The sequence below is a fragment of the Hyphomonas sp. CY54-11-8 genome (assembly GCF_000682735.1).
GTDB lineage: Bacteria > Pseudomonadota > Alphaproteobacteria > Caulobacterales > Hyphomonadaceae > Hyphomonas.
The window spans coordinates 146,240-167,535 of sequence record NZ_AWFD01000037.1 but is presented as its reverse complement, the minus strand read 5'-3'; the positions used below and the strand labels follow the sequence as shown (position 1 = coordinate 167,535).

20 protein-coding genes are annotated in these 21,296 nt (G+C 62.0%); 16 read left to right on the top strand and 4 right to left on the bottom strand.

Translation table 11 applies throughout. From position 1 onward, the window contains the following. Positions 1-86: 86 nt before the first annotated feature. Together HY17_RS17910 and ispG are read left to right on the top strand one after the other, a co-directional pair. Positions 87-1,004 carry a helix-turn-helix domain-containing protein gene (locus tag HY17_RS17910; RefSeq protein WP_034769188.1) on the top strand — a complete coding sequence of 306 codons (918 nt, stop codon included), beginning with the start codon at positions 87-89 and terminating at the stop codon, positions 1,002-1,004. An 83-nt stretch (positions 1,005-1,087) separates the two neighbouring features. After that, complete coding sequence (gene ispG / locus HY17_RS17905; protein WP_034769186.1) at positions 1,088-2,221, top strand: flavodoxin-dependent (E)-4-hydroxy-3-methylbut-2-enyl-diphosphate synthase; 1,134 nt, start codon at positions 1,088-1,090, stop codon at positions 2,219-2,221. Between the two features lie 3 nt (positions 2,222-2,224). On the opposite strand, the gene HY17_RS17900 is transcribed toward ispG, so the two are convergent. From HY17_RS17900 to HY17_RS17890, 3 genes are read right to left on the bottom strand one after another with little or no spacing between them, the layout of a single operon-like run. Next, positions 2,225-2,758 carry a DUF1254 domain-containing protein gene (locus HY17_RS17900; protein ID WP_034769184.1) on the bottom strand — a complete coding sequence of 178 codons (534 nt, stop codon included), beginning with the start codon at positions 2,756-2,758 and terminating at the stop codon, positions 2,225-2,227. Then, entirely contained in the window at positions 2,755-3,360 is a 606-nt protein-coding gene (locus HY17_RS17895) for a DUF1214 domain-containing protein (RefSeq protein ID WP_034769183.1), read from the bottom strand. Before HY17_RS17895 ends, HY17_RS17900 begins: the two co-directional genes overlap by 4 nt. Positions 3,361-3,416: 56 nt before the next feature. After that, a complete protein-coding gene (locus HY17_RS17890) occupies positions 3,417-4,622 on the bottom strand; it encodes an acyltransferase family protein (protein ID WP_034769181.1) in 1,206 nt (401 codons plus the stop codon). Positions 4,623-4,804: 182 nt separating this feature from the next. On the opposite strand from HY17_RS17890, the gene HY17_RS17885 reads away from it, so the two are divergent. The 7 genes from HY17_RS17885 (at position 4,805) to clpB (ending at position 13,196) form a co-directional block, all read left to right on the top strand. Then, complete coding sequence (locus HY17_RS17885; RefSeq protein ID WP_034769179.1) at positions 4,805-5,641, top strand: LytTR family DNA-binding domain-containing protein; 837 nt, start codon at positions 4,805-4,807, stop codon at positions 5,639-5,641. A gap of 86 nt (positions 5,642-5,727) precedes the next feature. Beyond that, a complete protein-coding gene (locus HY17_RS17880) occupies positions 5,728-7,014 on the top strand; it encodes an alpha/beta hydrolase (RefSeq protein WP_034769177.1) in 1,287 nt (428 codons plus the stop codon). Positions 7,015-7,063: 49 nt separating this feature from the next. Continuing rightward, on the top strand, positions 7,064-7,498 hold the full coding sequence (locus HY17_RS17875; protein WP_034769175.1) for an MAPEG family protein: 435 nt from the start codon (positions 7,064-7,066) through the stop codon (positions 7,496-7,498). A 52-nt stretch (positions 7,499-7,550) separates the two neighbouring features. Beyond that, complete coding sequence (gene prfA / locus HY17_RS17870; protein ID WP_034769173.1) at positions 7,551-8,627, top strand: peptide chain release factor 1; 1,077 nt, start codon at positions 7,551-7,553, stop codon at positions 8,625-8,627. Positions 8,628-8,662: 35 nt separating this feature from the next. Next, the gene (gene prmC / locus HY17_RS17865; protein WP_175354408.1) at positions 8,663-9,517 is read left to right on the top strand and encodes a peptide chain release factor N(5)-glutamine methyltransferase; all 855 of its coding nucleotides are present in this window, start codon (positions 8,663-8,665) and stop codon (positions 9,515-9,517) included. Positions 9,518-9,713: 196 nt separating this feature from the next. Then, positions 9,714-10,385, top strand: coding sequence for a DUF4167 domain-containing protein (locus HY17_RS19740; RefSeq protein ID WP_051600284.1), 672 nt, complete (start codon positions 9,714-9,716; stop codon positions 10,383-10,385). Between the two features lie 195 nt (positions 10,386-10,580). After that, entirely contained in the window at positions 10,581-13,196 is a 2,616-nt protein-coding gene (gene clpB / locus HY17_RS17855; protein ID WP_034769168.1) for an ATP-dependent chaperone ClpB, read from the top strand. A 73-nt stretch (positions 13,197-13,269) separates the two neighbouring features. On the opposite strand, the gene HY17_RS17850 is transcribed toward clpB, so the two are convergent. Beyond that, entirely contained in the window at positions 13,270-14,643 is a 1,374-nt protein-coding gene (locus HY17_RS17850; RefSeq protein ID WP_051600283.1) for a M23 family metallopeptidase, read from the bottom strand. A gap of 189 nt (positions 14,644-14,832) precedes the next feature. Between HY17_RS17850 and HY17_RS17845 the strand changes: the two genes are divergently transcribed. From HY17_RS17845 to HY17_RS17815, 7 genes are all read left to right on the top strand, one after another. Then, complete coding sequence (locus HY17_RS17845; RefSeq protein WP_034769166.1) at positions 14,833-18,186, top strand: YdbH domain-containing protein; 3,354 nt, start codon at positions 14,833-14,835, stop codon at positions 18,184-18,186. 77 nt (positions 18,187-18,263) lie between these two features. Continuing rightward, a complete protein-coding gene (locus HY17_RS17840; protein WP_034769164.1) occupies positions 18,264-18,449 on the top strand; it encodes a YnbE family lipoprotein in 186 nt (61 codons plus the stop codon). Between the two features lie 19 nt (positions 18,450-18,468). After that, entirely contained in the window at positions 18,469-18,816 is a 348-nt protein-coding gene (locus tag HY17_RS17835) for a YdbL family protein (protein WP_034769162.1), read from the top strand. A 43-nt stretch (positions 18,817-18,859) separates the two neighbouring features. After that, complete coding sequence (locus HY17_RS17830; RefSeq protein WP_034769160.1) at positions 18,860-19,099, top strand: hypothetical protein; 240 nt, start codon at positions 18,860-18,862, stop codon at positions 19,097-19,099. Between the two features lie 102 nt (positions 19,100-19,201). Continuing rightward, the gene (locus HY17_RS17825; protein ID WP_034769158.1) at positions 19,202-19,849 is read left to right on the top strand and encodes a histidine phosphotransferase family protein; all 648 of its coding nucleotides are present in this window, start codon (positions 19,202-19,204) and stop codon (positions 19,847-19,849) included. A gap of 86 nt (positions 19,850-19,935) precedes the next feature. Further along, positions 19,936-20,301: a PleD family two-component system response regulator gene (locus HY17_RS17820; RefSeq protein WP_034769156.1), complete on the top strand. Its 366-nt coding sequence runs from the start codon at positions 19,936-19,938 to the stop codon at positions 20,299-20,301. Between the two features lie 69 nt (positions 20,302-20,370). Beyond that, a complete protein-coding gene (locus tag HY17_RS17815) occupies positions 20,371-21,216 on the top strand; it encodes a protein-glutamate O-methyltransferase CheR (RefSeq protein ID WP_034769154.1) in 846 nt (281 codons plus the stop codon). Positions 21,217-21,296 lie beyond the last annotated feature (80 nt).

Below are 21,296 nucleotides of genomic sequence, written 5' to 3'. Positions count from 1 at the left end.
TGGCTCTGTGAGTTAACCTCACTCATGGACCATTTCTTGCGCGATGGTGGGACAAATCAGAACCATCACGGCTGTACTGGACGAACATGGCACACGACGACGACACCCTTCACGATCAGGCCGGGCCCGCGGCAGGGACCGAAGGCAAACCGTTGACTGACACCGAACGCTTCCTGCGCGCCAAAGAGATTTTCGAGTCCCGCTCCTATGAGGGCGAAGAGCTGCGCATGGGCCAGGTCCTGCGCCGGGTGCGCGAGGTCAAAGGCCTGGAATTGCAGGATGTTTCCACCGCGACCCTGCTGCGCCGGGACTATCTGATGTGGATCGAGCGCATGGAAGTCGGTGAACTTCCAGGCGGTGGCTACCTGACAGCCATTCTCGGCACCTATGCGAAATTCCTCGGGCTGCCCGAGAAGGACGTGATCGCAATCTACACCAAGGAATGCGGCGCCGTTCAGGAAGTGAAAGAGGCGGCACCTGTCCCGAAAATGGGCCAGATCGCTGCTGAAAAGGCCCGCTGGCCGCTGGCACTCGCCTCCGCGGCTGCCCTTGTGGCGCTCGCAGCCGGCGCAATCGGCGTGTCACAATTCATGCGGCCCGCGCCGGAAGTCACTGAATCGGCGGCCATCGTGGCGGTTAACGGCGCCCGAGACAGTCTGTTCGCAGAGTCTGAATCGCAGCGCCCGGTGCCGGATACGCTGCCGCTGGAACTGGTCGCTGTGCGTCAGGGCTGGCTGGAAGTGCGCGGCGCCGACGGCACGATCTTCCGCAGCCGCGTCATGGCGGCAGGCGAGACCTATTTCCCGCGCCTGAACGCCGGCTGGACCGTGTCGGCCCGCGACGGCGGCGCGTTCGAATGGCGGGTCGGCGACATCGTGGTCAGCCCGCTTGGCCCGGACGGCGCGGAAATGTTCTCCGTCAGTGTGGACGAGCAGCTGGCCCGTGCCGCGGAAGTCTCCGCCCCGGCCATGGCGGCCAATGGCGGCAGCAAAGCGACCCGCTGAGGCAGTTGAAGTTTCCGTAAACGCATTGCCGGATCGGCGCGAACGCGCCATCTAGGGGCCTTGAGGCACCAGAGGCACATGACATGAGCCACAATCCGATCCGTCCATGGCGCGACATCACGCGGCGCAAGTCCCGGCAGATCCGTGTCGGCGATGTGTTGGTCGGCGGGGATGCCCCCATCGCCGTCCAGACCATGACCAACACGCCGACCGAGGATGCGGCGGCCACCATCGCACAGATCCAGCGCGCGGCAGAGGCCGGCGCCGACATCGTGCGTGTGTCCTGCCCGACGGAAGACGCAACCGCCGCCATGCCGGAAATCTGCAAGGCGAGCCCTGTGCCGATCGTGGCGGACATCCATTTCCACTACAAACGCGGCATTGAGGCGGCAGATGCGGGCGCGGCCTGCCTGCGCATCAATCCGGGTAATATCGGCTCAGAAGCCCGCGTGAGGGAAGTCGTCGCGGCGGCCCGCGCCAATGGCTGCTCCATCCGGATCGGCGTGAATGGCGGCAGCCTGGAACGCCACCTGCTGGAAAAATACGGCGAGCCATGCCCGGATGCGATGGTGGAGAGCGCGCTCGACCATGCGCGCATTCTCGATGATCTCGGCTTCCACGAATACAAGATTTCGGTGAAGGCCTCCGACATGTTCCTCACCGTCGCGGCCTACCAGCAGCTGGCCGAAGCGACGGATGCGCCGCTGCACCTGGGCATTACAGAGGCCGGCGGGCTTCGTACGGGGACGGTCAAATCCTCGATCGGCATGGGTGCGCTGCTTTGGGCCGGCATCGGCGACACGATCCGCGTGTCTCTCTCCGCCGATCCGGTGGAAGAAGTCAAAGTCGGCTTCGAAATGCTGAAGTCGCTGGGCCTGCGCACGCGCGGCGTGAACATTGTGGCGTGCCCCTCGTGCGCGCGCCAGGGCTTCGACGTGATCAAGACGGTCGAGATCCTGGAACAGCGTCTCTCGCACATTCATGAGCCGATCTCGCTGTCCATTATCGGCTGTGTCGTCAACGGCCCGGGCGAAGCGGCGCTGACTGATCTCGGATTTACCGGCGGCGGCAAGGAAAGCGGCAAGATGTTCGTGGCCGGACGGCCGGATCACAATGTCTCCAATGCCGACATGATCGAGCACATTGTCGACCTCGTCGAGCAGAAGGCCGAACGCATGCGCGCCGAACGGGATGAAGCCGAAGTTGCGGCGGAGTAATCGCTAGAGCGGTTTGCAGCTGCTGTCCGGCACCAGCGCGGCGGCGGCATCATAGGCCTCCTGTGTCGCGGCCAGCCGTCGGACGAGGGCCAGAGCCTCAGGCTGTTTCACACGAACGACATCGGCGGAACCCTTTTCCGGAACCGCTTGCCCGTCCATTGCGACGATGACCCGCCGCACAATCGGTGTACCGGAGGCGCGGGCGTCGAGTGAGCCGGCATAGACATTGTCCGTCGTCGCGGCGAACACCGACAGGGACCCGTAATCGGGCCAGGCGGGCGCGGTCAGCTCGACCGGTCCGGATGACAGGTCGATCAGGCAAATGGTGTAGGCAAGATCGGGCGCGGGGCGTACCACTGTTTGCGTTTCCGGACTGGTGCGCGGGCTCATCCGCCAGACATTCTCCGTCAGGCCGCCTTCCATCATCCGGTCACGGACTTTGGTCATGATCTTGCCGGGCAGGGCATTCAGCACGACGAAATGCGCCAGGGCGCCGATGAGCAGAAACGCGGCCAGACCTGTCAGGAAACTTTTCATGATCCTTGCCCTCCGCAGGACACCCGCTCGATCCTCGGCGCAGGAAGCGTTGCTTCCGGATCGGCCAGCAGGGCTGGTGACGGTTTGTAGAGGCGCAGGGTCAGGTCGAAATCGCCTGCGGCGCGGCTGGAGACCCAGCCGCCGTCATCCGGTTGGTCTGTGGAAACAGTAAAGGCCCATGCCTCTGCGCTGCCTTCAGCAGCGGCTTCAGTCAGATCGTAGGAAAGCGCATCGTCCGTGTTGGGCGGAAGGCGGCTGTCCCCGTCATAGAGGGTGACGGACCACCAGAGCGCCGGCATGGCCGTACCGCTGACCCGGTAGGTGCAAGCTTCCTTCAATGGAGTGCCGTCCTGATCCGTCGCGCGGGTGAAGTAGACGGCTTCCTCCTTGGTCAGCGCCAGCAGGCCGTGGCGGGCGATGCGGGCGCGCGTCCACGGATTTGCGCTTGCGGAGCCGATAGTCCAGTCGCTCTGCCAGCCGCCGGCATCGACCCCGCCGGAAAGCCGCACGCCGGAGCCAATCATGCCCGCCATGACGAGGGCGGAGACGGCACCGGCGCCGAGGCCAAGGACGCTGCCAATCAGGAGAGGGATCAGTTTCATGCCGGCAGGTTAGCGGGGCCGCCGCGCTGCGCAAACATGAAACTGATCGGGAGAGCCTATTCCGCCGGGACGGGAACACGGGACATTTTCGCGGCCGGCTTCAGTCCGAAAAGGGGACGCAGGAAGCCGACGCGGCGGATGACCAGTTCGTGCAGCAGGGCGCAGCCGCCGAATGTGGCGAGGATCACCAGCGGCACCTCGACCCAGACGCCGAGGCCCTGACGGGTCAGCCAGTAGCCGGCCATGACCGTGATCGTCTGGTGCAGAATGTACCAGGGGAAGATCGCCTCGGTCATATAAGTGAGTGCGCGGCTGGGGCGGTTCAGGTAGCGCTGAGCCAGGCCGAGCATGGAAACAATGGCCAGCCAGGCATAGAAGATCCGTGCGATACGGGCTGGCCAGACCAGCCAGTTCCAGTCGGCGCTTTCGGCCATGGCGTCCCAGTTCGCCCAGAGCGGGGTGAGCACCGCGCCTAGCAGCAACATGCCGGTGACGGCGAAGGGCAGGACCCGGCGGATCGCGCTCCAGAAGTTGCGGTCCTTGGCCAGCAGGAAGCCGATCATCAGAATGGTCAGGCTATGGGCGTGATTGGCCCAGTCATTTGTCAGATCATGCGTCGTCCGGAAATAGGGGTCGAGCGTGAAGCGGTAGAGGATGAACGGGGTCACCGGCAGGACAAGGGCGACGAAAGGCCCCCAACGGCCAGCGAACAGGAATTCGGTGATGCGCGCCCCGGTGCCGGTCATGAACCGGGCCAGCGGCGAAGCGACCGGGGCCAGCATCAGCGTGTAGACCAGCAGGTAGACGACGTACCAGAGGTGGTTCCACGTCGGGGTCGTGATGGAGAAATCGGACCCGAAATCGAGATATTGCGGCCAGAACTGCCAGAAGCTGCCGGAGAACTCGCCGCTTTCCACCAGCTGCAGCCAGCTCTGCGGCGCCACGATGACAATCATGCCGAACAGGATGGGCAGGCCAAGACGAACGACGCGTTCCCGCGCGAGTTTCGATCCGCCGAGCTTGTCCGCCGCGAAGCGCAGGGCGACGCCGGAAATGAAGAAAAGGAGCGCGAGGCGCCAGGGGTTCAGCAGCATCATCGCCCATTCGGCGCCGGGACTGACATGCACGCTTTTCACGTGCCAGTCCCACGTCACGTAGAACATGCCGGTGTGGTAAAAGATGAGCAGGCCGAAAGCGATGACGCGCAGCCAGTCGAGATCGTAACGGCGGGGGAAGGCAGGGGCCTTGGGCGGTGCGGGCATGGGGTAACTCCTTGTCTCTGGAGCGCACACTGCCGCTGGCCCTGTGGCACGTCAGCGGGGAAGGGCTATGGGGTGGATCGGTGGGACAAACGGCCCATCCCGGGGATGAACGGCGGCACTGAGGGATGAAATTTTGCCGTTTGCCTTCCGGTTCTCACGAGGAATGTGGCAGGAGTGGCGAGATGAATGCGCCGACTCGCCACCCCGAGACCGAAGCCGACCGTCAGGCAGATCGCTGGGCCTTGGCGGGCTTTGTCATTTTCATGCTGGCCTCATTCGTGATCCAGGCGACCTCGATCCAACTGGAGGACCGGCATGCCCGGCTGGAGCCATGGGTGCGGGAGGGGGCATCGCATCTCTCCCTCCTGTGCCTCGTTCCGTTCTTTCCCCGCATCCTGGACATTGCGCCGCTGTCGCTGCGGCGCTGGCGCTGGTCTGTGCCGGTACATCTCGTCGCCTGCCTCGCCTTTACCGTGCTGCACGTGCTCGGCTTCGTCCTGCTGCGAAAGCTGACCTATCCGCTGGTCCTGGATCACACCTACACATTCGGCCTCTCCGATCCGATCAACTGGATCTATGAGGGGCGCAAGGACGCTTATGGCTACGGCATCACGATGCTGACCTTCGCGCTGGCCCGCATGGCGATGCAGAACAGGCTCGAATCCCGCGCCGTGGATGAAGTGGCATCGCGCGAGCAGCGCCTGATGCTGAAATCCGGCGGGCGGACCATCATGCTGAATGCAGGGGACGTCATCCATGCCAAGGCCGCGGGAAACTATGTCGAGGTGAGCACGGCCGGAAAGACGCATCTGGTCCGCATGACGCTGACAGAGCTGGAACGTCTACTGGAGGAGACCGGCGGTCACCATGTGCGCGTCCACAGATCTCACATAGTCAATCTTGATCATGCCATGGTCATCACGCCGACAGGGGAGGGGGATGCGATGATCGAGCTCGATACCGGCGAAACCGTGCCAGGTTCGCGCCGCTACCGGGACCGTTATGCGCAAACCGCATAAGCACTATTTCGTGAGGGGACTGGCCCGGACCGGGAATATTGGTAAGGGTCGCCGGCGGTGAGGCAGTTCATGAATACAGGTAATCTATGATCCGCCCTATACTCTGGTTCCTCGCCCGTCTGCCGCTTCTCGTCCTGATCCTTGTCGTGGCGCTCGTCATGTCGAGCTGCACGATGCTCGGCATGAATTATGCGAGCCTCGACACCGACAACAAGCCCGCCCCAGTGCCTGCGCTGGACCTGCCCGCGATTACGGCGGAAGGCAGCCCGCAGCGTGAGGCGCTGAAGCAGAAATTCGAGGACGTGCTCTACGGGCCATGGCCTGCCGGCATGCCGGTCAGCTATGGCGACTGGCAGATGATCGACCCGGAATACCTGGATGGGCGCGGCACGCTGGAAGAAGTGGAAATCACCATCGGCAGTGGCGATGGGGCCCGGACATTTACCCTCGTCACCGCCTTCCCGAAGGCGTCGGGACCGGTACCCATTGTGATCAGCCAGACCTTTGCCGACACGTGCTCCGTTTTCCCGGACGAGCCGGTTACCAATGCCGAAGGGCAGGTCTGCGACGGCGGCATGATGGAAGGCTTTCCCGGCTGGGCCGCAACGCAGATCTTCGGCACCTATATCGCGCTGGCGCCGGTGGAGCGGTATTTCGATGCCGGGCTTGCCTATGCCAGCTTCTATGCTTCCGATTTCGTGCCGGACAGCCGCAAGCAAGCCCCGCCGACCATGGCTGCGCTCGGCGGGCCGGTGAACCCGACATCCGCCCTGATGGCCTGGGCCTACAGTTTCTCTGCCGCCGTTGACGTGCTCGATGCAGATCCGCGCATCGATCCGAAGGGTATTGGCGTGATGGGGCATTCCCGGCACGGCAAGTCGGCCCTGATGGCAGCGGTCTGGGACCGGCGCATTGCCGCTGTCGTGGCGCACCAGTCAGGCTTTGCGGGCGCCTCCTTGTCGCGGTCGCTGACCGGCGAACGCCTTGATCGGATGGCAAAAGCCTATCCGCACTGGCTGGCGCCCGAAGCACAGGACTGGACCGACCGACTGGAGGACATCCCGGTAGATCAGCACGAACTTCTGGCGCTGGTCGCACCGACGCCGGTCCTGCTGGGCAATGGCCGCCGCGACGTCTGGTCTGACCCGAATTCCTCCTTCCGGGCCGCAGAGGCGGCAAGCGCAGCCTATGAAGCGACCGGGCATGCCGGTCTGACTGCGTCCGGTATGCGGGACTTCGATCCGGCAGCTGGAATTTCCTGGTGGCTGCGCCCCGGCGGGCACAGCGTGGTGTCGGAGGATATCGACGCTTTCACGGTGTTCCTGCACACTCACCTCGTCGGGGAAGGCGCCTCACAATACGCTGTTCACTAAAGGCAAAGCGCAGTAAGCGTAAGAAAAACAGTGCTTAGGGAGGGCACCCATGCCAATCAATGTTGGATTTCTTTACCCTGTTCTCGCCCTTGTGGTGTGGACGCTTGTTATGTGGCTGTGGATGTATGCGACGCGCATTCCGGCGATGCAGAAAGCGCAGATCAATCCTGACGAAGCGCGCCATCCCGGCACTTATGTCGACAGGATGCCGGCGAACGTCCGGTCGGTGGCCGACAATTACAACCACCTGCACGAACAGCCGACGATCTTCTACGCCCTGATGTTCTTCGCCGCGCTGACTGGCGGGGGCGATCATGTCGCGACCTACCTCGCCTGGGCCTATGTCGGCCTGCGGGTGGTGCATTCCTTCGTGCAGATCCTGTCGCCGAAAGTGACGCTGCGGTTCATGATGTTTGCGCTTGGCTCGCTGACGCTGTTCATCCTGGCCGGCAAGGAAGTGGTCCGCATCCTCACGCTGGCATAGAACCGCCGGAAGGGGCTTACCAGTTGCCGTAAACGGCTCTAGAGAAGCCGCCATGGCAAGCATTTCTAATTCCCGCCTCGAGCAGGTGATCGACCGATTTGAAGAAGTCGAGGCGCGCATGGGCGCGACCTCGGATACGGCCGAGATCATCGCGCTGTCGAAGGAACATGCGGAACTGAAGCCCGTCGTCGAAAAGGCGAGGGACCTTCTGAATTCGCGCAAGGGTCTGAAAGAGGCCCAGGCGCTGGCATCTGGCAGTGACAAGGAAATGGCCGAGCTGGCCGAGATGGAAATCGAGGAACTGAAGGAGAAGCTGCCTGAGCTTGAGCAGGAAATGCAGATCCTCCTGTTGCCGAAGGATGTCGATGACACGGCCGATATTGTGCTGGAAATCCGCGCCGGAACCGGCGGGGACGAGGCGGCGATTTTTGCCGGTGACCTCTTCCGCATGTATTCGCGCTATGCCCAGCTGATGGGCTGGAAGGTGGACGTGGTCGATGCATCACCGGGCGATGCGGGCGGCTACAAGGAGATTGTCGCCAACGTGTCTGGCGATGGCGTGTTTGGCCATATGAAATGGGAAAGCGGCGTGCACCGGGTGCAACGCGTTCCGGCCACCGAGACGCAGGGCCGGATCCACACATCCGCGGCAACCGTCGCCGTGCTGCCCGCGCCGGAAAATATCGAGATCGACATCAAGCCGGAAGACATCCGTATCGATACAATGCGCTCCTCCGGGGCAGGCGGGCAGCACGTCAACACGACCGACTCCGCAGTGCGCATCACGCACCTGGCAACGGGTATCATGGTGACGAGTTCCGAAAAGTCGCAGCACGTGAACCGTGAGAAGGCGATGGATCAGCTGAAGATCCGGCTTTATGAGAAGCAGCGAGCTGAAGCCGATGCCGAGCGTGCCGAGGCGCGGGCCAGCCAGATCGGCTCCGGCGATCGCAGCCAGAAAGTACGCACCTACAACTATCCGGAAAACCGCGTGACCGATCACAGGATCGGCCTGACGCTTTATTCGTTGGACCGGATCATTTCGGGCGACAAGCTGCAGGACGTGATCGAAGCGCTGATTACGGAAGACCAGGCGCGCAAGCTCGCTGCCATGGAAGACGCAGGCTAACCGCCGAAGCAGGCGTCAGGATGGAGGTATCCGGCGTGCAGATCTATCAGGAGCTTCTCCGCGACGGCGTAAACCGCCTGCGCGAAGCCGGCATCGAAGAAGCCGGCCATGAGGTGCGCCGGATGCTTATGGCTGCGTCCGGCCTGTCCCGCACGGGGCTGATCTCTGCCGAAACGGACGCGGTGCCTGACGAGGTTGCAAACCGTTTCGGCGAAATGCTCCGTAAGCGGCAGACACGGCAACCGCTCCAACACATTCTCGGTTCGACCGAGTTCTATGGTCTCGAATTCCTTTGCGATGGGCGCGCGCTGATCCCGCGACCGGACAGTGAAGTGGTGGTGGAGGCCGCCCTGCGCCGGATCCCGGAAGGGGAGGCGATGATTGTCGCAGACCTTGGTACGGGAACGGGCTGCCTTCTGGCGGCCATCCTCGCCAACCGTCCGCGCGTCCGGGGTGTCGGCGTTGAGGCGAGTCCGCAGGCGGCGAGCCTGGCGCGTGAAAACCTCACCCGGCTGAAGCTTCAGGACCGTTCGACCGTTTTCGAAGGAAGCTGGGCAGACTGGCGGGATTGGCAGACGGCGGACCTGGTAATTTCCAACCCTCCCTACATCGCCAGCAGCGAGATTGCCGGTCTTGCGCCGGAAGTCCGTGCGCATGATCCGGTTTCCGCGCTGGACGGTGGCGAGGACGGGCTGTTCGCCTATCGGGAGATAATCGAACTCGCCAGGGACTATCTGAAACCCGGTGCGTGGCTGGTTTTCGAGATTGGCCACGACCAGAAAGAAGCGGTGTCCGGATTGCTCGAGTTGGCAGAATTTACCGAAATCGGGGTCTCAAAAGACCTTGGCGGAAATGATCGTGCCGTATGGGGCCGGAAACTCGAAAAGTGATACTTACATTTTCGCTTGGCGGCCAAGGCATTACAGGATAGAAGAATCGTGTGAAATGAGATGAGCGGGTTCCGTTGGTTTCCCTCTTCGATCACAGGCTTCGCGCAAAAAATGGGGCTGTGGCCAGCTGAACAAAGGGCCAGCGCGACGGAATGCCTGCACAGACTAGCAGGCGCATGAACATGGGACTGACTTCATGAAACGCTCACGCGGGCGCAACCGCCGGTCAGGCGGTAACAACCAGAACAATTTCAACAATCCGAACCGGCACTTCGAATCTGTCGGACCGGACGTGAAAATCCGTGGGTCTGCCCAGCAGGTGCTTGAAAAGTACCAGCAGTATGCGCGCGATGCCCAGACCAGCGGTGACCGCATTCTCTCGGAAGCCTATTATCAGTTTGCCGAACATTACCAGCGCATCGTTGCCAAGCAGCAGGAAGCGCGGGATCGCCAGCAGCAACAGCGCGGCGGCAGCCGCGATGAGCGCGACCAGAACCGCCGTGACAATCCCCGCAATGACGGCGATGACAATTCGAATGAGTCCGGAAAGGACGAGTCTGAAAAGACCGAAGCCAGCGTCGAGCGCCGTGATGCTCCGTCGAAGCAGGACGACAGCGGCGATGACGCCATGCGGGTCATCGATGAGGATACCGCCTCCGACGAATCCAGCGCGTCTTCGGACAATGACGACAAGGACGACAAGCAGAAGCCGCGCCGCAAGAGCCCGCGTCGCAAGACCTACAAGAGCGGGGAAAATGAGTCTTCAGACGATTCCGATCCGTCCGATGGTGTGTTGAAGACGGTTTCCCGCGGCCGCCGCAAGGCCAAGGACGAGGAAGCGGAAACGTCCGCCGAAACGACCGACTGAGCGAACAGGCTCCGTCGCAAACAAACAGCCCGGTGCGCTTCAGGCGGCCGGGCTTTTTCTTGTGTGAGCCTTCCCGCCGCAGGGGAGTTGCAACACCGGAATCTGTTCCCACATTGGCTATGAAGGACAATGGCACTGCCGCTAAGCGGGGCGCTGGAATCCCGAAACAAATCTGCCTTTGAAAGGGGATGATACATGAATATTGAGCAATATACCGAGCGGGCCCGGGCCATTATCCAGGGCGCTCAGACAGCCGCATTGGCGGCTGGCCATCAGGTTCTGACACCTGCCCATGTCCTGAAAGAAATGCTGGAGGATCGCGACCAGTTGGCCGTGAACCTCATCCGTGCGAGCGGCGGCCGGCCTGAACTTGTGGTTCAGGGCGTCGACACGGCGCTCGGCAAGATCCCGAAAGTTTCCGGCTCGAACACCGGCCTGCGCCTTGAGCAGGCTGGGGCGAAACTGTTCCAGGATGCTGAAGCCGGGGCCAAGAAGGCAGGCGATTCCTTCGTAACAACCGAACGCCTTTTGCTGGCGATTGCCGGCCTCACCGGTGATCCGGCCGCAAATATTCTGAAGGATGCTGGTGTGACACCAAAAGGGCTGGAAGGGGCGATTGCCCAGCTGCGCCAGGGGCGCACAGCCGACAGCGCCAATGCCGAAGAAGGCTATGAAGCCCTCAAGAAATATGCCCGTGACCTGACCCAGGATGCGCGCGACGGCAAGCTCGACCCGGTCATCGGCCGTGACGAGGAAATCCGCCGCACGATCCAGGTCCTGTCGCGCCGGACCAAGAACAACCCTGTCCTGATCGGTGAGCCCGGTGTGGGTAAAACAGCAATTGCCGAGGGTCTCGCCCTGCGTATCGTCAATGGGGATGTGCCGGAAAGCCTGAAGGACAAGAAGCTGCTCGCCCTCGATATGGGCGCGCTGATTGCCGGCGCGAAGTTTCGCGGTGAATTCGAGGAACGCCTGAAAGCAGTGCTGAACGAAGTGCAGCAGGCCGAAGGCGGCATCATCCTGTTCATCGACGAGATGCATACGCTGGTCGGGGCCGGGAAGGGCGACGGGGCGATGGACGCCTCGAACCTGTTGAAGCCGGCGCTCGCCCGCGGTGAGCTCCACTGTGTTGGTGCCACGACGCTGGATGAATACCGGAAATATGTCGAAGGCGACCCGGCACTTGCCCGCCGTTTCATGGCCGTGTTCGTGGACGAGCCGACCGTGGAAGACACGATCTCGATCCTCCGTGGCCTGAAGGGCCGGTATGAGGCCCACCACGGCGTACGCGTATCGGATGCGGCGATCGTTTCGGCGGCCACGCTGTCGAACCGCTACATCACGGACCGCTTCCTGCCGGACAAGGCCATCGACCTGATGGACGAAGCGGCCTCACGCCTGCGCATGCAGGTGGACTCCAAGCCGGAAGAACTGGACGAGATCGACCGCCGCCTGCTGCAGCTGAAGATCGAAGCCGAAGCGCTGAAGAAAGAGAAGGATGCAGCCTCCAAGGAGCGTCTCAACACGCTTGAGGAAGAGATTGCAGAATTGCAGGCCCATTCCGACGAGCTGACGACGGCTTGGAGCGCCGAGAAGAACAAGCTGAAAGGCGCTGCTACTGCGAAGGAGCAGCTGGACCGGGCCTATGCCGAAATGGCCGAAGCCCAGCGCCAGGGTGATCTCGCCAAGGCATCCGAGCTGAAGTTCGCGACCATTCCGCAGCTGGAAAAACTGATCCGGGAAACCGAGAGCAGCGAAGATGGCGGCGGCGGTGTCGTCTCCGAAGTTGTGAAACCTGAAGACATCGCGGCGGTCGTCTCGAAGTGGACGGGCATTCCCGTCGACAAGATGATGGAAGGCGAGCGCGAGAAGCTGCTGAAGATGGAGGACGCCCTGCGCAAGCGGGTCGTTGGCCAGGACCCGGCCCTTGAAGCTGTATCCAACGCCGTGCGCCGCGCGCGTGCCGGCCTGCAGGACCCGAACCGTCCGATCGGCTCGTTCCTGTTCGTCGGTCCGACCGGTGTCGGTAAGACGGAGCTGACCAAGGCGCTCGCCGAATTCATGTTTGACGACGACACGGCCATCTTGCGGCTCGACATGTCGGAGTTCTCGGAGAAGCACTCCGTGGCCCGCCTGATCGGCGCGCCTCCCGGCTATGTCGGATATGATGAAGGCGGCGTGCTGACCGAAGCGGTCCGCCGGCGTCCTTATCAGGTCGTGCTGTTCGACGAGGTCGAGAAGGCCCACCCGGACCTGTTCAACACGCTGCTTCAGGTGCTGGACGATGGCCGCCTGACGGATGGCCAGGGCCGGACCGTGGACTTCAAGAACACGATCATCATCATGACGTCGAACCTCGGCGCCGATGCGCTGGCCTCAGGTGAGGAAGGCGATATCTCCGAGAGTGCGAAAGATGCGGTGATGGGGGCCATCCGGGCGCACTTCCGTCCGGAGTTCATCAACCGGATCGACGAGATCGTCTTCTTCAAACGGCTGGGCCGCGGCGAGATCGACCACATCGTCGACATCCAGATGGAGCGCCTCGAAGGCCTGCTGAAGGACAGGAAGATGAAGCTGGAGCTCAGCCTCGACGCCCGCAACTGGCTGGCCGCCCGCGGTTATGACCCGGTCTATGGCGCCCGTCCGTTGAAGCGGGTGATCCAGAAGGAGCTTCAGGACCCGCTGGCCCGGCTGCTTCTGGAAGGCCGGATCCATGATGGCGAAACCATCAAGATCGGCGTGGAAGGCGATCAGCTCTCCATCAACGGCGTCCCGAACGACTTCGCCAAGGGCGCAGCTGTTCTGAACTAAGCAACGTCACATCAAACGGAAACGGCGCAGGAAAACCTGCGCCGTTTTCTTTTTTCTGCGGGTTTGCTGTGCCTCAGGGGGAGGGTGGGTTCATTGGCAGCGAGACGCTGAGCAGGGACCCGCCCTCTTCGGCGCGGATCGCATCGATCTCGTCACGGGTTTTCAGGAATTCATCCATCATGAGCGGCGTCTCGGCCAGTTTGCGGCCGGTGGGCAGTTTCAGCTTCATCGCGTTTACCGGCTTGCCATTGATGTACACCTCATAGTGCAGGTGGGGTCCTGTGGAGGCGCCTGTTGATCCGACATAACCAATGATTTCGCCCTGACGCACACGGCGCCCTTTGCGCAGGCCGCGGGTATAGCGCGACAGGTGGGCATAAGCTGTTTTGTAGCCATTGGCGTGGCGAACGATGATGTAATTGCCATAGCCGCCGCGGCGGGCGGCCCATTCGACCGTGCCGTTACCGGCCGCATAAACCGGTGTGCCGGTCGGCGCGGCGAAGTCCGTGCCCTTGTGCAGGCGGGTATAGCCGGAAATCGGATGGACGCGGTTCCCGAAGGAAGAGGAAAGCCGCGCGCCGTTGATCGGCGTCTTCATCAGGAATTTCGTGGCGCTTTCACCATTGAAATCGAAGTAATCGGTCTCGCCATCGTCTGAGGGCGCGAAGCGGTAGAAGCTGCGCGTCAGGGCCTGGCCGTTAAGGGCGGCGTAGATCAGGTTGCCGGTCTTTACCGGGTGCCCGGCCTCATCGGTGTACGTTTCGTACACCATTTCGAAGGAGTCGCCTGGGTGAATTTCGCGTTGGAAGTCAACGTCGTAGGCGAAGACGGAGGCGAAGTCGACGACTTGCTGGTCCCCCGCGCCGAGGTTCAATGCCGTTTCATAGATCGAGGTTTCGATCGGGGCGCCGACGCGGTGATATTGCGGAATCAGACGCGCATTCAGGGCCGCGGCGGTCCAGCCGCCGTCCGCGCCGCGTTTGATGAACAGGTTCCGCCCAGCCTCGGCCTTCACGTTGAGGGCACTGAGATGCCCGTCATCCAGGAATACTTCGGCTTCAAGACCGGGCAGAAGTCGCCGCGGATCGATCAGGTCCTGGTCGTAAAGGGTCTGAAGGGCACTGGCCGCTTCGTTTGCGGGGGCGCCGAGACGTTGGACGAGGCCGGTCAGCGTCTCGCGGCGGGCCAGCGTGCCGGTCGCCGTCTGCAGCGGCGCTGCGGGTGGCTCAATATCTGTGGCGGTCAGCAGGGTCGTCGCCAGCGGCGGTGGGGCGGGGGCTGCTTCTGCGGCGCCCGGCCCGTTCTGGCCGTTCGGTCCGGCGATCAGCAGACCCGCAAGGGCCGAGCCTGTTCCCAGTACCAGCAGCGCAACAAGGCTCTTCACGCCATGCGAAAGAGTCGAGCGCGCTGGCGCCTGGGGTTCGGTCGTCTGTTGAGTGTCTTGCATGCTGCAAGCCCCTCCATTTTGTTCGCCACCCTGGCCTCCTGCCTGCAAATCCCATGCAGACGGACGTTTATTCGCCAAATTGTTATCGCCTTTGCCTATTAAGGCTTTTGAAACAAGGCCGGAAAGGAATTCCCCTTTCAGGCAAGATTCTAATTTCCACAGCGAGCCGGACGCAAGCCGGATGAGTCAGTGACGCAGGCAGATGACGGAGATTTTAGCAAAACAGGCCGCAAGGCGCCATCGGCGCGTGCGCGCTGGGCACGTCATGTGCTGGCAGGGGCTGTGCTGCTGGTACTGCTCGGCCTGATTGCTGGCTGGGCGATGCGGAAAAGCATTGCCCGTCAGGTGCTGGCCGACTGGTGCGCCGGACGGAACCTCGCCTGTACGGCCCGGTTTGACGAGCTGGGGCTCAATGGCGCTGCGATCAGTGATCTTGCTGTAAAAGGGCAGGGCCAGACGGCTTTCGAAGCGCCTTGGGCTCGCGTCCGCCTGGATTGGCCTGGGCTATTCACGCCGCGTGTTGCTGGCGTTGAGCTGGAAGCGCCCGTTGTGAGCGGGGCGCTCACTGACGGACAAATCGGCTTTTACGGGCTTGAGCGGCTGGTGCCGTCTGGTGGCAGTAGCGGCGGTGGGGCGCTTCCGGCGATCGACATTCGCGATGGTCGCATCCTGATCCGGACGAGCGCCGGTGAGGTCGGCGCCAGTGTCTCGGCGAACGGTCTGTTTCCGAAGGATGCCACAGCCTCCATCGTTTTGGACCCGGCCCATCTGGACGAACCGCAGGGATACCTTCGCTGGTCTGGCGGTGTTGCGGATCTTGTTGCGCGGAATGGCCAGCTGGAAGGCCGCGTGAACCTCACCCTCGAAGAAATGCGCACTGACGATGTGAGCCTGATCGACGCCCAGCTGGTAGCGACCATAGAGTCAGGTCTCGATGAAGAGGCGCCCGCGCGGCTGGTCTGGGAGGGGCGGATAACGGAAGCCTCTGGCGCCGACTTTGCGCTCTCCGGCCTCGAGACCAGTGGTCATGCGCAACTGGACCGGGTGGCCGATGCGACGCGAGAGGCGCTGATCGACGCATTGACCGAGGCAGACATTCAACTGGAATCCGGTAAATCGGGGTGGCGTGGCTATTCCGCGGGCAAGGCCCGTGTCGAAGCCTCAATGCGCAAAACGGACGGCACGATTGCTGGGCCAACGGATTTTTCCCTGAAGGATGTCTCGATACCGCAAGGCAAGGCGGGTGACCTGTCCGCGGCAGGCCAAGTTGCCTGGACGGAAGCGGAGGGTGTCCGCTTCTTTGGCCAGATCGCCGCCACAGATGCTGCCCTGACCGAAACATTTGCAGAGGGCCCGCTCAGCCGCGTGAAACTGCCGTCTCCCCTGACGGCGCATGGTGACAGTCTGAGAGCGGCCTTCAGCCAGGCGCTGTCTGATTTCGATGCTCAGGCGCAGGTCGGTGTGACAGTGCGCGAAGGGAATCTGACGCTCGATGCGCAGGACACTGCGTCGCTCAAGGCGGCGAGCGGTCTGGCTTTGTCCGTGTCGTCACAGCGGACGGACAAGCCCTGGTTCAGCCTGAATGGCGGAACGGCCTCAATTGGCGGCGAGCTGTCCCTGAAAGGCGGCGGCGCGCCACGAGTGTCTGCAGACCTCAACTCACTGGCATTTGGAAGCAGCGGCTTGCTCATCGATGCGCGCTCTGTGGATCTGTCCCCCTGGTCCGTGAACGGAACACGGTTTGGTATGGATCTCTCATCACTAAGAGTCAGCTCGAAGCCAGATGATCTGAGCGTAAATGCAGGCGGTTGGGTGTCGCTGTCCGGACCCGTGTTCGGGATTGAGCTCTCCGACTCTCGGCTGAGCGGCACAATCCAGGTGATCAATCGGGAAGAGGGGCTTCGCGTTGAGCCAGTGAATGAGCCATGCCTTCGGTTTGATACGCAAGGCGTGAAGCTCGGCAGCGTGATGTTCCAGCCAAACAAGCTCAACCTCTGTCCGCGCAAAGGCGCGTTCATGAAGCCCGGGAACGGGGATGCATCCGGTACAGCCTCCCTTGGCAAATTGTCCTGGCCATTTGAATCAAAATCGGTCACCGGTCAGCTCAACCTGACGAATGCCGCGATCGATTGGTCGGTGCGTAAAGGCTTCACCCTGTCGCTTTCCTCGCCTGATCTCACCCTGCCAATGGATATTGGAGACCGTACACTGTCGATTGATGCGGCAAATCCGCATGTCCGCCTTGTGACGGCGAAAGGCAAAGTGCCTGCGCTTGCCGCGACGCTGGGCAATACGGTGTTTGGCGGAACACTGATCCCGGCAAAGGTGACCGCTAAGGAAATCAGTTTCGATGGCGAAATCGGTTCTGGCGGCTTGTCCGGAGACCTCGCAGGTGGATCGGTCCTGATCCGGGACTTCCGCGATGACCCGGTCTATCAGCCGCTCGTCTCTGATCTGACGGCGCAGATGCATGAGTGGCAATTGGCGCTCAGTGGTCCGCTACGCCTGAAAGCCAATGATGTGCCGGTCGGCGACATCACGGCAGACATCAATGTGCTGACGCTCGACGGCACGGCGCGGGTCGCCACGCGCGTGTTGGAATTCAAGAAAGGCGGACTGCAGCCCGTCATGCTGTCGGAGCGTTTGCGCGGCGTTTACACAGATGCGGCAGGCCAGATGGAAGCCGCTTCCGATGTGAAGATAGATGGCGGGCGTCTGGCCGGCACCGCGGATGTGTCCGTCACGGACTTCGGATTTCAGACGACTCGCCTCGGGCGGGTGGAGAATGTGAATGGGCAGGTTCACTTTGCGGATCTGTTTACGCTCTCCACCGATCCGAGCCAGGTGCTGACGGTTGGCGGCATGAACCCCGGCGTTCCGCTTCGCGAAGGCCGGATCGTGTTTGCGTTTTCAGGCGGGAAAGTCCTTGCGGTCGACTCTGCGGCCTTTCCCTTTGCTGGCGGAACGCTGGCGCTGGCCCCGTTTGACTGGGCCCTTGGTGCAGATGCGCAACATGTCGAAGTGACGGCAGATGCGATCGATCTGGCCGAGCTCGTCCGTATCCTGAAGCTTCCTAAGATCGAGGCAGAAGGCACAGTGTCTGGCCGGTTCCCGATCGATGTGGAACGGACGAAAGTCCTGGTTCGTGATGCGCGGCTTTTTGCGGACGATAGCGGCGGTCGGGTTGCCTATCTGGGAGATGCCGCAGACTCTGCGGCCCAGTCCGACGCCAATGTCCGCCTCGCATTCGAGGCGCTGAAGGATTTTGACTTCACGGTGCTCGAGGTCGGGCTGGACGGGGATGTGACCGACCGGGTGAAGATCACGCTGAAACTGGCTGGCAAGAGCCGGAACGACGTCACTTATGGGTCGAACGCCCATATTGTGAAGGGCCAGCCCTTTGAATTCAACATCGCTGTGGATTCGGCGCTGGCGGAACTCTTCCGCTCCAGCCAGTTCTACACCAACCAGCAGAAGCTGACCGATTTCGTCGTTGAGGAAGTGCTGACGGACCGCGGGCTGAAAATCGCCGAAGATGAATAGGGGACAACCATGTCCTTGATTGACGTTAAGCCGCGCCATGGCATGGTGGCGCAAGCTTCAAGGAGGCCGCCACGCCCATGACCCTTCGACACACACTCCTTGCCGGCGCCGGATTTGCTATCCTGGCTGCCTGCACGCATACGATAAAGATCGAACCGTCGGACAAGCCGATCAAGATCGATCTCAATATCACCCAGGAAGTGCGCATCATCCTCGACAAGGAAGTCGAGGAACTGATCGCGGACAACCCGGATCTGTTCTAGCGAAGAGAGGAGACATTTCATGACATCCCTTCGCACTTTCGCTGCCGCCTCCGTATTCGCCATCGCATCCTTTGCGGTGGCGCCTGCCGCTTTTGCGGGCGACCCCGTGATCGATGCCGCCATAGATGCCGGCCAGGTGGGTGAAACCATCGACGGCCTTCTGGGTGTCGTGGGCGCCGCCGATCCGGCCATTGTCCGCAAGGTCAATGAGATCAACAATCGCCGCGCGGCCAAATATGCCGAGGTCGCTGCCCAGACGGGGACGACGCCTGCGCAAGTCGCCCGCCTGACCGGTGAGAAGCAGATCGAGAAGCTGGATGCCGGCGAGTACTACATGGACGAGTCCGGCGTCTGGAAACGCAAGTGACATCGTGACTTGCCCGGCCCGGCTTCGGCTCTAGGGTAGGGTCATGTCTCGTAAAGCCATCGCCGTCATATTCGCCTGCATCGCTGTCCTGGCAGTGGTGCTTGCTGTCATGCCACGTTTCTGGATGGGTGGCAGCGACGGGATCAGCGGGCATGGCTGGGCAGCCTATATTATCGGCGCGGTGCTCACCGTTGGCTTGTCGGGCGGCCTGTTTTTCCTGACATTTTACTCGGCACGCCACGGACACGACGATATCGACCGGCCGGACGACCCAACCCTGTGACCCCTGCAGCTGTGACGGTATCTTCACGCAGCTTTGATTGACACAAACGGCGGAGCACCCAATCCTGCCGCCGTTGTCACACTATCTTCTACAGGGCTGACCATGTCATCGATCGATCCTGCGCGCCTGTCTGCGTACATTGCGTCGCGCATTTGCCACGACCTCGTTTCGCCGATTTCCTCGGTCACAAATGCACTCGACCTCATGGACGAGCCGGGCGATCATGAAATGAAAGCCCAGGCAGAGGCGCTGCTGCATGATGGGGCGGAAAAAGCCGCTGCGCGCATCCAGTTTCTGCGTTATGCCTTCGGGTCCATCGGCCTGAATGCCGGTGCGGCGGATATTCATGAAGCCCGCAAGATTACCGACGCTTTTGTCAGCAGCCACAAGCCGAGCGTCGAGTGGGACCTTCAGGCGGACCATCTGAGCTTTTCTCACGTTCGCCTGATGATGAACCTCGTCATGCTGGCGGTAGAATCCCTGCCGCGCGGCGGTGTGGTCAGCGTCCGCATCCGCAGCGAAGCGGGCGGCCTGACGATCACGTTGACGGCAAAAGGGGATCGCGCCCGCCTCAAGGAAGAAGTGACTGCGGCAATCGAAGGCACCGATCCGACTGAAGGCTGGCGGGCCGAAAACATTCAACCGCTGTTTGCCAAAATGATCTGTGACGGCCTCGAAGGCGAGTTTACCGCCAAGGCGAGCGACGGTCAGGTGATCTTCATGGCCGCGGGGCTGCGCGCCGAAGGCTGAGCCTGCTCGCCGGACGGGCGTTGAAAGATTTTGTTAAGACACTTCGGCGAGCGTCCAGAGATGGTGTTCCAGTGGGGAAAAGGTTCATGAAAACGTGCCTGATAGTCGACGATTCCCGCGTAGTGCGGAAAGTTGCGGCCCGTATCATCAAGGATCTGCGCTTCGAAGTGGTCGAAGCGGGAAATGGCTCGGAAGCTCTGGATATCTGCCGCAAGCAGATGCCCGAGGCTGTCCTGCTGGACTGGAACATGCCCGTGATGAACGGCCTCGATTTCCTGCGCGCCCTGCGGCGGGAAGAGGGTGGTAAAAAGCCGGTTGTCATGTTCTGCTCGATCGAGAATGATGCAGAACATGTCGGCGAGGCGCTACGATCCGGTGCCGATGAGTTTATTATGAAGCCGTTCGACGCAGAGATTCTTGAAAGCAAGTTCGCCGAAGTCGGGCTGATCTAAGTATTTCTTAATAATCCTTGCTGTACCGGTAACTTTTGCGAGCGCATCAGCCCGGGACCGGAGCCAATTATGCAGGATGGGGTGTTCAACGAGTTGGCAGATCTGGCCCTGAAAGGGTCGGGTCAGGCGATTCCGCGATCGAAATCCTATCTGATCGAAGCCCGTCTGGCGCCGATTGCGCGTCGGGAAGGCTTCGGCTCGCTGGACGATCTGGTTCATTGCCTGAAATCCCGCGCTAATCCGGTGTTCGCTGCAGAATGCGCCGCGGCGCTGGTGTCAAAGGACACGTGGTTCTTCCGGGAACGCGACACGTTGCACCGCCTGGTCAACGATATCCTGCCCATGCGCCTCAAGGCCGGTAATACAGGCCGGGTGAAAATCTGGATTGCCGGTGGCTCCACGGGCCAGGAAGCCTACTCGCTTGCCATGCTGCTGGAGGACGATCTGCCCTCCGCCCTGCGCGGGGCCAAGATCGAGATCCTCTCCACCGACCTTTGCAAGACGGCCACAGAGCGGGCCCGGGCCGGTCGCTATGGGCATTACGAAGTCCAGAAGGGTCTCTCCATTCACCGTCTTTTGCACCACTTCACCCGCACCGATAGCGGCCAGTGGGAAATCTCCGAGGCACTGCGCAGCAAGGTCAGTTTCCGTCAGCACAATCTGCTCGAGAGCGCCGGCGGGCTCGGCAAGTTCGATGTCATCCTGTGCCGCAACGTGCTGTCCGGCATGGACCGGTCGGCCCGCAGCCGCGTTGCTGACTCGCTTGCCGCGCAGCTGATGCCGGGCGGTCTGGTCATTCTGGGGCAGGGCGAGAGCCTGATCGGCCTGACGAACCAGCTGGAGCCGTCGCGCGATTTCCGCGGCACCTGGATCGCCTCGAACGGCACTCCGAAAACGGCCACCTCCGCAGCCTGAGCAGGCCCGGCTCTTCACCTTTGGTCATCCAGCCGCTATATGCGCGCCTCAACCTTGGCTGCTCCGGGCCTTGAACCCGG